The sequence below is a fragment of the Klebsiella sp. WP4-W18-ESBL-05 genome (assembly GCF_014169075.1).
Classification (GTDB): Bacteria; Pseudomonadota; Gammaproteobacteria; order Enterobacterales; family Enterobacteriaceae; genus Kluyvera; species Kluyvera ascorbata_B.
Genome location: NZ_AP022057.1, coordinates 4,375,485 through 4,388,394, shown reverse-complemented (window position 1 = coordinate 4,388,394; position 12,910 = coordinate 4,375,485). Strand labels below are relative to the sequence as shown.

The 12,910-nt window shown below is 46.0% G+C and carries 10 protein-coding genes and 4 pseudogenes; 4 read left to right on the top strand and 10 right to left on the bottom strand.

The window, feature by feature from the left end:
* Window positions 1–7: 7 nt before the first annotated feature.
* The 5 genes from H7R58_RS20990 to H7R58_RS20970 all read right to left on the bottom strand — a co-directional run bounded on the left by H7R58_RS20990 (window position 8) and on the right by H7R58_RS20970 (window position 5,929).
* Window positions 8–1,783: a hypothetical protein gene (locus H7R58_RS20990; RefSeq protein ID WP_227674943.1), complete on the bottom strand. Its 1,776-nt coding sequence runs from the start codon at window positions 1,781–1,783 to the stop codon at window positions 8–10.
* Window positions 1,764–2,795: an IS630-like element ISEc33 family transposase gene (locus H7R58_RS20985; RefSeq protein WP_001395480.1), complete on the bottom strand. Its 1,032-nt coding sequence runs from the start codon at window positions 2,793–2,795 to the stop codon at window positions 1,764–1,766. Before H7R58_RS20985 ends, H7R58_RS20990 begins: the two co-directional genes overlap by 20 nt.
* Window positions 2,796–2,878: 83 nt before the next feature.
* Window positions 2,879–4,789 (bottom strand): SIR2 family NAD-dependent protein deacylase, encoded by a 1,911-nt coding sequence (locus H7R58_RS20980; RefSeq protein ID WP_227674942.1) that lies wholly within the window; start codon window positions 4,787–4,789, stop codon window positions 2,879–2,881.
* 354 nt (window positions 4,790–5,143) lie between these two features.
* The gene (locus H7R58_RS20975) at window positions 5,144–5,710 is read right to left on the bottom strand and encodes a phage polarity suppression protein (RefSeq protein ID WP_182929557.1); all 567 of its coding nucleotides are present in this window, start codon (window positions 5,708–5,710) and stop codon (window positions 5,144–5,146) included.
* Between the two features lie 15 nt (window positions 5,711–5,725).
* Window positions 5,726–5,929: an ogr/Delta-like zinc finger family protein gene (locus tag H7R58_RS20970; RefSeq protein ID WP_227674236.1), complete on the bottom strand. Its 204-nt coding sequence runs from the start codon at window positions 5,927–5,929 to the stop codon at window positions 5,726–5,728.
* Between the two features lie 31 nt (window positions 5,930–5,960).
* Between H7R58_RS20970 and H7R58_RS20965 the strand changes: the two are divergent.
* A pseudogene (locus H7R58_RS20965) lies at window positions 5,961–6,218 on the top strand (transposase); the annotation flags it as partial.
* Between the two features lie 12 nt (window positions 6,219–6,230).
* On the opposite strand, the gene H7R58_RS20960 reads toward H7R58_RS20965, so the two are convergent.
* Window positions 6,231–7,382, bottom strand: coding sequence for an IS30-like element IS30 family transposase (locus tag H7R58_RS20960; protein WP_001254932.1), 1,152 nt, complete (start codon window positions 7,380–7,382; stop codon window positions 6,231–6,233).
* A pseudogene (locus H7R58_RS25350) lies at window positions 7,379–7,459 on the bottom strand (hypothetical protein); the annotation flags it as partial. The pseudogene H7R58_RS25350 and the gene H7R58_RS20960, both read right to left, overlap by 4 nt.
* Between H7R58_RS25350 and H7R58_RS20955 the strand changes: the two are divergent.
* The 3 genes and pseudogenes from H7R58_RS20955 to H7R58_RS20945 all read left to right on the top strand — a co-directional run.
* Window positions 7,447–7,872, top strand: a pseudogene (locus tag H7R58_RS20955) (IS3 family transposase); the annotation flags it as partial. The pseudogenes H7R58_RS25350 and H7R58_RS20955 sit on opposite strands and share 13 nt — an antisense overlap.
* A gap of 672 nt (window positions 7,873–8,544) precedes the next feature.
* Window positions 8,545–10,053 (top strand): group II intron reverse transcriptase/maturase, encoded by a 1,509-nt coding sequence (gene ltrA, locus H7R58_RS20950; RefSeq protein WP_001189123.1) that lies wholly within the window; start codon window positions 8,545–8,547, stop codon window positions 10,051–10,053.
* Window positions 10,054–10,133: 80 nt separating this feature from the next.
* Window positions 10,134–10,622, top strand: a pseudogene (locus H7R58_RS20945) (IS3 family transposase); the annotation flags it as partial.
* Here the strand turns inward: H7R58_RS20945 and H7R58_RS20940 are convergent.
* The 3 genes from H7R58_RS20940 to H7R58_RS20930 form a co-directional block, all read right to left on the bottom strand.
* The gene (locus H7R58_RS20940; RefSeq protein WP_182929555.1) at window positions 10,557–11,030 is read right to left on the bottom strand and encodes an SH3 domain-containing protein; all 474 of its coding nucleotides are present in this window, start codon (window positions 11,028–11,030) and stop codon (window positions 10,557–10,559) included. The pseudogene H7R58_RS20945 and the gene H7R58_RS20940 sit on opposite strands and share 66 nt — an antisense overlap.
* Window positions 11,031–11,216: 186 nt before the next feature.
* Window positions 11,217–11,552, bottom strand: a complete 336-nt coding sequence (symE, locus tag H7R58_RS20935; protein WP_182929554.1) for an endoribonuclease SymE — start codon at window positions 11,550–11,552, stop codon at window positions 11,217–11,219.
* A gap of 120 nt (window positions 11,553–11,672) precedes the next feature.
* The gene (locus tag H7R58_RS20930) at window positions 11,673–12,893 is read right to left on the bottom strand and encodes an ISL3-like element ISKox3 family transposase (protein WP_000343760.1); all 1,221 of its coding nucleotides are present in this window, start codon (window positions 12,891–12,893) and stop codon (window positions 11,673–11,675) included.
* Between the last annotated feature and the right edge of the window lie 17 nt (window positions 12,894–12,910).

The following is a 12,910-nucleotide window of genomic DNA, read 5'->3' as shown; positions in this document are numbered from 1 at the left end:
TTTTAGATTAGATATTATTATTCCATTCGTTTCTAATTTCGTCGAATTCGTTTCTAGATTTACACATATTTTCCCAATTTTGAAGAATCTGAGGTTGCTCAATACCTAACGTTGCATTTTTTCTAAACATAGATGCAGCTAACTTTGTTGCACTAAGTTTTTTTTCAAGATGATTCAAATAATCGTTGTTGTTATTGAATTTACTGTCATCATTATTTGCTAGCCATGTGAACCCACGAAGGATGTTATCTGTTATTTTATTAGGCAGGTCAAAATTACAAGAATTGATAATGTATTTAACCAAATCATAACATTCTGGTAATTTCGGATCTTTATTCCATGCGATTTTGTCACTAAGGACTTCAATGATAGTAGGAGGGTATTCATTATTTCTAATTAATACATAAATGGAATTAATAGCTTCAATGACATCTTCATTATTGAAGCTATATAATCCGTTCTCTATATCTCTAATTCTTGATGTTTGAATGTTATTACTTTTTAGCGAGAGCATTGTCACTGCTGAATTGACAGGGACTTTATCGCTTTTCATTTCATCTAATAATCTTGAAATATCACTTATTGATTCTACGCTCAATTTATCTTTATGGTTTTCTAAAATTGTAGTCACAATATTTGTAATATTTCTAAATCTAAATATAAACTCTTTAGCTATATCATCTCTTTTTTGAAGCCAAACTCTATCTTTAACATACCACTCATTCATTTTTGAAATAATTTCAGACAATGTTTTCTCAGGGAGGCTTAAGTGGTGTAACGAGCCGTTAAGTTCGGTGCAATATTCATCTGACCCATTCGTAATGCTTACGCCCGTACCGACTTGAATTGGGAATTTATATGATGTAATTATAGACATGAATTTGTCCGTAGTATTTTCGCTTTCTGGGTGAAGATTATTTATAAAGAAAAATCTATAATATCCACTATCAATAGGAAATCCATATGCATCACGTTTTGACCAAAGATTTTTTATAAGCATAGCTGTGTCGGATTTATTAAGCATGTCAAGATTATATAATGTAATTAGCTTTTGCGATGCAGCTTTTCTAAGTTCTGAATGTTCACTCTTTAAATCATTAATATCTTTTTTTAGTTTTGCGGATGTGATTTTTCGTGATGCTTCTTTTGAAGGTTTTAAATTACACCCTAATAAACATTCAAATGGCGTAATGAAATTATATTTCTGACCAATATGTAACTTACTATTAGGAGGGGCTGAAGGGAAGCCTATAAAAGTATCGATAAGCGAGGTTTTTTGTAAGTCATTTAAGGTCAAAATAGTACGTTTTAATAAATCTTTAGTCTCGGAGTAATCATAAAAACTATCTGAGTTAAATAGTTTTTGTAAAAGATTAATAATATCTTTCTTTTTTTCAAATGATACTTTAGTGACCAGTCGCGATAGGAATTCAGGAATAATAGATAGCGCAGAAATCTCGATCTCAAGCTTATCATTTAATCTGTCATCTATTTTTTTAGTGATTATTTGCTCATATTTTTTATAGTATGAGTCAAATAAGCTTTCGACTTTTACCCTTTCAAGAGTGGATATTCTATTTCGGTTAAATAAGCTTTTAGCCTTATCTTTGTTAAATGTTCTGAATATTGAAAAAATAGCCCATTCGGGAGAGTAAGGATACATATGTCGAGCTGCATTTTCGACAATACCGCTAAAAATATTCATTCCCGGAACATGAAAAGGCAGGCCTAGCTCTTCTGCTAAATAGCTGCGCCTAATACCGCTACACTTTTGCCTGACCATGTTTTCCTCCGGGGAATGGGCTGGCGGTTTCCATAAAATGGCGGACCTTTTTCAGTAACTGCCACATTGAGCGGCACTGATGATTACGGGTTATCGTGTCATGAAGTGCCTGCCATAGCCGTTCCACATGATTCACCCACGGCGAGTAAACCGGCTGGTAAATTACCCTGAACTTGGGATTTGCTTTCAACCAGCGCTGTGTTTCGCGGCTTTTATGGATAATGTAGTTATCAACGATCAGCGTGATTGTTTTCGCCCGCCGGTAAGTGGCTTTCAGGTGCTTCAGCAGAGCGATAAACAGCGCTGAACTTTTGCTGTTGCCGCCCACGTAGCTGACTTTACCCGTGCCACTGTGCAGTGCGCCGGCCAGATAGTATTTTTCGTTCTGCCCCGGCGTCACTACCCGTTTCTGCTGTCCGCGCAACTGCCAGTCCGCACCGATTTTAGGATTAAGGTGGATATCCACTTCATCTTCATAAAATACCGGATGCTCTGCGCTGCATTCATCCAGCGCTTTGTGGATTACCGCCATCTTTTCATCTTTATGTGGGTCACGGATACGCAGAGTTGGCGCGGCCCTGCGCCATACAAGCCCCGCAGATGGCAACCAGCGGCGAACGGTTCCTGCATGTAACTGGCAACCGGTTATCTCATTGATTTTTATTGCCAGTAATTCGGTGCTCCAGCGTGAACGTTGATAACCAAAATCGCCGGGAGAATGCTTTATCAGCTCACGTAACAGGGTGCAGATATGTTCAAAAGGCCAGCGTCGGGAGCGCCCTGCGGGTAAGGATTTCAGGCCTTCAATACCTGAGTGCGTAAACCAGTTAATCCAGCGACCAACGGATGAACGGGCACAACAGAGAGTTCTGGCAACATCGCTGACCCGTTCACCCCGATGAAGCATCAGCATGGCCGTGAGTCTGCGGGCATGATTTTTATCACGCGTTTTATGAATAGCTTTCTGCATCAGGCGTCGTTCGCCACGGGGTATTGGTACTATGATCGGCATCGCTCAGTCCGGTTGGTGATTTTGGTTGGTTTGGCGATTGATCAGATCGCACAATCCGGGCTGAGTTCCCTTTCAGTGATCTACTATTCCGCGCAGCTATTTAGGAGAAAGAAGCTATAAGCATCTAATGATCTGGTCTCAAGAGGAGTGCCACCGAAATATTTTGTCACTGTTCTTCTGTTAAGGTCAAAGTCTGTATCATTAGTAACCCTAAAGTCACCTAACAATGACTCAAGTTTGATCTCTAGATATTTTATTTCATTTTCAGGGTCGCTGCGGTACTGTGATAACGTGGCCAAACGAGAGTTATACTCAGATGAATAATCATCATCTTTACCATCTAAACGCCAGCTTTGTTTAAACATTCGCAAAATATAAATCCCATATGCCTCTTGGGATTCACTTGAATAGTCGATGTTTCTTGATGAAAGAAGGCTATTTCTCCTGATAGTAGATAAGGTTTCTTCAAGTAGATTGATGGCTTCATCGAGCATTCCAAATTCCGCAAGCAAACCGGCTCTTTTTATTTCATGATGAGGGAGCAGTTTGTTTGTTTCCCAGTTAGAAAGCTTAGTTCGAGCTTCATCAAACTTTAAATTGAAATATGAAAACATAATGTTTTCGTAATAATAGTCAGATTTAACCTCCGGTGTTAACCGGTCTATGTTTAGAATTAAAATATTATTTAATCTTTCCCATTTGTCTGCAAGACTTTCCTGCCGACAAAACTTCATTAAGCTGATAATTATTTGAGAGTATTTCTCATCGAAATCAACTATGCTATTTTTATTGCTTCTATTGCTATAAATAGCCTCATACTTGTCGACTAGCTTAAATAATAATTCGGATGTGTTATTGAAAATAGGTAGTAGAGCTTTATTTAGTCGCCATGTAATTTCATAGCCGAAATCTAAATCGTTAGAGCCTTCCCATGCGATTTCATAATTAGCTACAGATAACCAGTCTTTTGTATCTCGCCATAACCTGCGTCGGTTTGACTCAGGCAAAATCAGCCAGTTTGGATATGAATTTCTTACTTTAGTCCATTTGTTTATACACTTATTAATTTTCTCAAGCTTTAATTCAGGGCTATCATCAAAAATCACTCGTTCATTAGTTTCCTCTATTGGCCATTCTATCAAATTATCTTTGTTTTTAGATTCATAAAGGAATTGAATGAATTGTTGGTGTGCTAAATAATGGTCCTTGCCAAAATCACCTAGAAAACTTAAATCAACAATGGAAATATTCCTTTTTTCTAAAAGCTTACGTTGTGCTTCATTAAATGAAAAAAGTCCTATCAAGTATATCTTCGGTGAGTTTTCTGCCCCGAGGTTATCTCTTATCCAGCCAATCCAATTTAGAAAATTAGGGTCATCACCAGAAAAGCCAATTAAGCATAACGTGTTCTCAATTAATGACTGCTGAACGGTGTTTACAAATGGAGAGTTTTCTAAAGGGTATTTTCTATAATCTTCTTCTGTTACGATGAAAGGTCTTTCAGATGGGAAGCTACCATGCAGTTTTATAATTCTTGGTCGTTCGGCATTCATCAAATCATTTTTATTAAGAACAATGTCATATTTTCTAGAGTCAACATTTACGCAAGCGCGTTCAAGTAAAGTATCGTAGTTAGTTGTAAAGACGTCTATCCATGGTAAGGATAGGAGAGAAACATGTAGTTTGGATGGTTCATATTCCTTATCTGGTACATGGTCCATTATTAATTTATCAAGTGTAGCCCTGCCAAATGCAGCCTGAACTTCATCTCCTAGCTTCAATACATTTGAATATCTATCATTGTTTTTTTCGCAGTAAACACTTTCATAAAAAATGTCGCCTAAGTCGTTCCACATTGGAAACTTTCTTGCCTTACTTGTTAATGGCTTTGCATTCCGACTAAACCCAGCTCCTATCAATATGGCTGCACGACCGTCCCAAAGGCGAGCGGATATATTATTTAATAATGGTTTGATTTTGTTTTTATTTGTCATCACATAGTCCATTTTGCATGCGTAGTAAAAAAGGTGGTCTAATAATGCTATGAATTATAATCTGCTTTTGCCAGTTTTGACATCGTTGTGGACGAAATATATCCAATCTTCATTATATGTAGGTTGCTTTATGTCAAAATAGTTTGTTAATGCTGGCGCGCAATACTCACCCCTCCTCGCCTGCCCGCTTAAGAGGTCGCTTTTAATGCAGGAGCATGAACCGGCTCAGGCCGCGCCGGTACTGGCGTGGTGGGGAAAATAAAATACGGGGATTTGCATGCAAAACCATGCACCGTATGGATGCATGGCTTTTTTCGAGAAAAATAGCGGAATTTTCGGGGATTTTTTCGCGTGCTACCGTGCGGCCAGTTCTGCACGTCGGCGGGTGTAAATCAGTTTCTGTGCCGGGGTGAATTTCTGGCGATTATCATCCCGCGAAGCCGCATCAGGCCTGAATCCGATGGCCGTTAAAATATCGCTGTCCTGCGCGGAATAATTAATTTTTTCACCTGCGGCCAGCCACACCGACAGGGCTTCACGCAGATAATCAACCGAGTGCTGCATGGCGCTCTGTTTTACTGCGGGAAGCTGTTCGTTATACCCCATAAGTTCAGGCGCCAGCGTGGCGGCCAGCTCCGTGCCGTGCTGCTGCATAAAGTCATGGAGCCGGTTGCGGATGCTGATGTGCTGCACCTCCTCATGTGAGCGGATATAGCGACCGGCGGCCTGATTAATCTCCCATTTCTTCACGTCGATATTGTCGCGCAAATCCTGCATTCTGCGCGGGATTTGTTCGTCACCGGCAAGGAGCTGTTCACGGTATTCAAGTTCAAGTTCAGCCAGTTCGGCTTTACGTTTCAGCCAGGTATTTTTGTTCGTCTGACAGGCCTCAAAGGCCTGCAGCAATGTCACAGTGGTCACGAGTTTCTCTCCTGATTAATGCCGGAACGGCGAGCTGTAGCAGCCCTGTACTTTACGCGGCGGCGGTGGCGTCACCGGCGCAGGGTCGGGTTTCTCCGGTGCGGCACGTATCACACCGTCAACCGACTCGATGGTGCGGAAAGTGGCCGAGCATTCGATATTGGTGCACTGGTGATAATGAAGTGGTTTACTGAATTTGGCCACCTGAACAGAGGTGATATGCTCATCTCAGAACAATACAGGTGTCCCAATGAAAAAAAGAAATTTCAGCGCAGAGTTTAAACGCGAATCCGCTCAACTGGTCCTTGATCAGAACTACACCGTTGCAGCTGCAGCCAGTGCTATGGATGTGGGGCTTTCTACCATGACGCGATGGGTAAAGCAGTTGCGGGATGAACGACAGGGCAAAATATCTAAAGCCGCCCCTATAACCCCGGAACAGATTGAAATACGCGAACTGAAGAAAAAGCTACAACGCATTGAAATGGAAAATGACATATTAAAAAAGGCTACTGTAGATTCAATCTGTCAATGCAACACCCCTTTCAATTATCTCTTTCGGTGTTTTGAACTTCAGTGTCTTTCTCGGTCTGTTGTTTAGCTGAGCAGCAACCAGATCTAGTTCATGTTGAGTATATTGGGCAAGACATGTCTTTTTAGGAAAGTACTGCCGAATTAGCCCATTTGTGTTCTCATTTGTTCCCCGCTGCCAAGGACTCTGAGGATCGCAGAAGTAAACTTTAACGCCGGTGCTGACAGTAAATTCTAGATGTCTGGCCAGTTCCATTCCTCTGTCCCATGTCAGTGATTTTCTGAGTTCTGACGGTAAACTCAGGAATTTGTCGGTAAGAGCCTGATTTACTGAGACAGAATCTTTGCCCCTGAGTCTAAGGATGATCGTATAACGTGATTTTCGGTCTACAAGTGTGGCTATATGAGAGTTTTTTGTACCTGAGACTAAATCGCCCTCCCAATGCCCCAGAGAGCGTCTGTTATCGATATTTCGGGAACGTTCGTGAATTGGTGTTCCGTTCACTATGTTAATCGTACCTCTTTCGCCTTTGCGGGTATGACGCCTGCCATGGCGAAGGCTATGCGACCGTCGCAGATGCTGTATATTCAGGTGGTGTAGCGCTTCACGGCTACGAAAGTACAGCGTTTTATAAATTGTCTCAGGTGATATTCGCAGCGTTTTTTGACGTGGTTTTGTTCGCCTTAACCATCCTGATATTTGCTCTGGAGACCATTTCATCTCCAGCTTTTCCAGAACAAGCTTTCGCAATGGTAAATTTTGATCCAGTAAGCACGGTTTTGGCCTTTTCGCCATTCTGTTGGCTCGGTTATTAGCATCAACAGCTTTGTAATAGCGTCTGCCCCGATTACGCTGAACTTCACGTGAGATCGTCGAAGGACTGCGATTCAGCGCAGTAGCTATCGCACGAATGCTCATTTTGGCTGACAAACCAGCTCGTATCTCCTCGCGCTCAGACAGTGTCAGGTGAGCTACAGCCCGCTTACGCTCATGGGGTTTTATGCCGCCAGTATCCCTTAACATAGTGAAGATCGTTCCGGGTTTTGAACCCAGGATATTCGCTATTTCACTGAAGCCTGTTCCGTTCTTCCATAGTTCAAAAACAGAGGCTTTTTCCTCTGCTGTAAATGTTCGTCTCATTCAAAAAACCTCCGCAACCCCATGTTTTCACATAACTGTTGCGTTGACCAATTGAATCTACAACCGCGCTCTTGATGTCAGACTCCCTGAACAGTTCTCGTTAATCGGGAAACTCAGAGCGCGGTATCCTGTGGTCACACTCTGCCACGTGTTCGGGGTCCATCGCAGCAGCTACAAATACTGGGTGAAAAGCCCCGAAAAGCCAGACGGCAAGCGGGCTGTATTACGTAGTCAGGTTCTGGAGCTGCATAACATCAGCCATGGCTCTGCTGGCGCGAGGAGTATTGCGACTATGGCAACCCTGAGAGGCTTCAGAATGGGACGCTGGCTTGCCGGCAGGCTCATGAAAGAACTGGGACTGGTGAGTTGTCAGCAACCCATCCACCGTTATAAACGTGGTGGTAATGAACGCATCGCTATCTCAAATCACCTTGAGCGACAGTTCGCAGTGACAGAACCTAATCAGGTGTGGTGCGGCGATGTGACATATAGTGTGCCCGGAGTTCAGGGCGGGCATGGATGCTTAAATGAACCGCGAGTCTGTCTGGAATATTGAACCGGTAACTCACGATGAGAAACCCAACAATCCCACCGGGTGTGACGGTGGAGAACCTGAGCGGCAGTGACCTGCGGCATGCCCGCAGGGTGATGTAACCCGCTGACAACGGGGATTGAGGCGAGATCACTAAGCCGAGATGATCCTCAAGGTTAAGTACTGAAAGGCTGAAGAACATGAACCCGTTAATCCGCCTCTGTGGGTTGAAAACGTCACCACGGCCTACGTGATCTGACAGGCCGTGCAGGAGGAACTGGCAGTGATACGTAAGCACTGCCGGTCGAAGGTGTTTTGACATGTATGCGAAACACCGGGGCAGCAGCGTCTATCACGCTTGCGTTGCTGACCTCTGCCAACTTGCGGCAAGCAAGGATAAAGAGTGCGACGGGCAGCCTCCTCAGTATGCCTGAGTCCAGGCAGGTAAACCGGGGAAGGTCAGCGACGGATGTTAAGGGGGCATGGCTCCGATGACGCGCTGGCTGGCGGAGCTTCCGTAGTAGTCCGCGATGGGGAAAGCCCATTACATGGCGAAGGGAAGCAGTTTGAATGTGTTTGCGACGTGAATTAACTGACCTAACGAGGTGAAGACCTTTGATAATCAGCGAAATGCAACGCAAGCTTGCCACATGGGCAGTCACCGATCCGTCCCTACGGATTCAACGGCTGCTGCGTCTGATAACACAACCAGAATGGCTGGCTGAAGCGGCGCGGATCACGCTTTCATCAAAGGGGGCCCATACCCCCGGCGTTGATGGCGTGAACAAAACAATGCTACAGGCCAGACTGGCTGTTGAGCTGCAAATCCTCAGGGATGAATTACTCTCAGGCCACTACCAGCCCTTGCCCGCCAGACGGGTTTACATCCCTAAAAGCAACGGCAAACTGCGACCACTGGGTATCCCCGCGTTGCGGGATCGTATTGTTCAGCGGGCCATGCTGATGGCGATGGAGCCGATATGGGAGAGTGATTTTCATACGCTCTCATATGGCTTCCGGCCTGAGCGCAGTGTCCACCACGCGATCCGCACGGTGAAATTACAGCTCACAGACTGTGGTGAAACCCGGGGACGCTGGGTGATTGAAGGCGACCTGTCCAGTTACTTCGACACCGTACATCATCGACTGCTGATGAAGGCTGTACGCCGCAGGATCAGTGACGCACGTTTCATGACTCTGCTGTGGAAAACCATCAAGGCGGGACATATCGATGTCGGTCTCTTTCGGGCGGCCAGTGAAGGTGTGCCACAGGGCGGTGTTATATCGCCGCTATTATCGAACATCATGCTGAATGAGTTCGATCAATACCTGCATGAGCGCTACCTGAGCGGGAAAGCCAGAAAAGATCGGTGGTACTGGAATAACAGTATCCAACGGGGCCGAAGTACGGCGGTCAGAGAAAACTGGCAGTGGAAACCCGCGGTGGCGTACTGCCGCTATGCCGATGATTTTGTCCTCATCGTCAAAGGCACCAAAGCACAGGCGGAAGCCATCAGGGAGGAGTGTCGGGGTGTGCTCGAAGGCAGTCTGAAACTCAGGCTGAACATGGATAAGACTAAAATCACCCATGTTAATGACGGCTTTATCTTTCTGGGGCACAGGATCATTCGCAAACGCAGTCGTTATGGCGAGATGCGAGTGGTCTCAACGATCCCGCAGGAGAAAGCCAGAAACTTCGCCGCATCGCTGACAGCACTGTTATCAGGCAACTACAGTGAAAGCAAAGTCGATATGGCTGAACAACTCAACCGAAAACTGAAAGGCTGGGCCATGTTCTATCAGTTCGTTGATTTTAAGGCCAAAGTCTTCAGTTATATCGACCGTGTCGTGTTCTGGAAGCTGGCTCACTGGCTGGCCCGCAAATACCGTACAGGTATCGCTTCCCTGATGAGGTGGTGGTGTAAATCACCGAAACCGGGTCAGAGCAAAACGTGGGTTTTATTTGGTAAAACCAATCACGGCAAGCTCAGCGGCGAAATACTGTACCGGTTGGTGGGGCAAGGCAAGAAGCTGTTCCGCTGGCGGCTACCCGAAGGTAATCCCTATCTGAGGACGGAGACCAGAAACACGTATACATCGCGCTTTACAGAAGTGGCAATGGCGTTCGCCAGCATTTAAATGGAGAGCCGGATGCGCTGAAAGGTGCACGTCCGGTTCGGGGAGGAGAGGCAGGGAAATAGTCCGACTACGCCCTGCCTCTTACTCTACTCTGGACAGGCAGGCGCTGGGCTTACCTCGCCGTTGTTCTCGATTTGTTCGCCAGGAAACCGGTAGGCTGGGCAATGTCATTCTCACCGGACAGCAAGCTAACCATCAAAGCGCTGGAAATGGCGTGGGAAACCCGAGGTAAACCAGCAGGAGTGATGTTCCACAGTGACCAGGGTAGCCACTACACAAGCAGGCTGTTCCGGCAGTTACTGTGGCGTTACCGGATCAGGCAAAGTATGAGCCGACGCGGAAACTGCTGGGACAACAGCCCGATGGAACGCTTCTTCAGAAGTTTGAAAAACGAGTGGGTGCCAGTGACAGGCTATACAAACTTTAGCGAAGCAGCTCATGCAATCACAGACTATATCGTCGGGTATTACAGCTCGCTAAGGCCGCATGACTATAACGGTGGGTTACCCCCAAACGAATCGGAAAACCGATACTGGAAAAACTCTAAAGCCGTGGCCAGTTTTAGTTGACCACTTCATAACTGCTGGAGCGTTCTGTGAGAGATCATTCTTGATATAGCATCCCGCCATTTCACATAAGTATGCTGAACCAACCCAGCGTTCTTGCTCTTTAGCTGCGCTTATCCGACTCCATGTATCGCGCTGCTCATACACGTTGACGGATGTCCCTCTTTTCAATGTATCGAGTGCGTTTCCTTTTGGGGAACTACGCACCTTTAAAGCGTCAGCATTCACATTGCGGTGCTCGGGTTGTTCAGACCCAGTGATGTCAGGTATTCGCGGAGCTGCCGAAAGTGAACTTGATGTAGATGTGTTTGAGTTTTGAACTCTACTTTCGGTAGCTGGTGTTTTATCATTTTTGGCAAAGAGCCAGATAAAAAATAAAATAATAACTAACCCAATTGTTTTATTCTTCATAGTCGCCTGAATACGTATCATGATATGTGGGAAATCATAGCGTATTCAATGTGCTGATAATTGTGTTCTAACTCATAGTACTGGAAGTAAGTGGTAAATATCTCAGTGCCAAACACCCATAAATACGGCTTTCCCTAAATAAGTAGCCAACAAAAAGGCGCCTCTCAGCGCCTAATCTCACCCCCTTCACCCCCGACTCCCTTTCCCCCCAATCACCCCAATAAACTCCCTAACCTGCCTCCGCTTCCGCACCGACATTTTCCCCACCACCCGCGCCGTCTCCAGTACCTCGTCAGCTTCATCTTCCACCGCCGTCAGCACCATACACCCCTTCATCACCCGCACCTCAACCTTCGCGCCGGTGGCAAACCCCGCTGCTTCCAGCCATTGCCCCTTCATCATCACCGCCGGAACGCGATGATAATCTGGCGCGCGGCTCGCATAACTCACGGTTAAATTCCGCTTATTTCCATCCACTACTTCTGGTTCAAACGAATCTACAATACAATCGACGTCAGTCATGGTTACTATTCCTTTTAAATAGTAATTGTGATTAGCGATGCGGGCGTGTTGGCGCACACCCGCATCGCGAAAAATAACACCTGTAAATATACGGGTCTTCCCCGATCATGGTGGGAAGGCTCAGAACGCCATATTCAGCTTTCCGTAGTGGAACATCACCCCCAGTTTAAAGCGCTCCCGGTTTCGGTATCCCCTGGCTTTTATCCTCAGCAGCCTGATCTTGCTGTTAAGTGCCTCCGCATTTCCGTTTGAGACACTGTGTCGCATCGCATTCAGGATCCCGTACAGCCTTTTTCCTATCGTTTTCGCGGCATTTTTCATCATGGGAACGTCACTGTTAGCCGCCAGCGCCAACCATCTCTGCCAGTCACTCCGTCTTTCCTCGCTCCATGGCCTGTTCCAGATATCCTTTGCCAGCTCTTTCAGCGCCCAGCACTGGCTCGTCAGCTTCATCTGTGCACGCAGCCACATCAGCTTTTCCTGCCGGGATTCGGTCATCCACTTATCGCTGTACTGCCACAGGAAGCGGGTTCCTTTTGCCTGGTGTCGGCTTTCAACAGGGAGGTGCGGATGTTCATTCTGACGGGTTTTATCAACTACCTCGCCCAGTTGCTTCGCCACATGGAAGCGGTCAAAGGCGATTTTCTCAACCGCACTGGGTAAGTGGATACGCGCTGCTCTTATATAGCCCGCGTTCATGTCCATTGAGAGCGTTTTGATAGCCAGCAACTGCCCATCAGTGAGCGTGCGAAGATAGCCGGCAAGACTCTCTGTGCCGCGATCATCCGTTAAGGCCAGCGCCCGACCATCGCGATCGGAGATCACCGTTATGTAACGATGTCCTTTTTTAAAGGCGACCTCATCCACATTCATATGACGGGCGGATAATGGCTTTTTTATCCGGGCAAGACCTCGCTTAACTGCCCGGGTCATAATGCCGTCAACCGCATTCCAACTGAGCTTAAGTTGCTTCCTGACAGCATCAACGGTGCTGATTTTCAGCCATGAGAGAACGAACGATTCGAATAGCAACGTATACCGGCTTCCGGGGCCAGCCCACGGAACAGGCAACGTCAGGCAGCCATGCTCCGGACACATAATTCGTGGAACATCGGCTTCAACAATAGTGGTGAACTGGCAGGTATCAAGATGGCGCCATTTACGATGACGGTGATCGTGAACAGAACAGGATTTACCGCAGGTCGGACAGGCTAGCCGGGTGTTTTCAGCGATCTCAATAGTGACAGTAACAGAACCGGCATTTTCATCGAGAGAAAGGGACTTTACCTGCCACGGATCGGACAGGTTGAGAATATGAGCGTAGAGGGACTTTTCGTCCATGGCGGTGACCTCTGGCG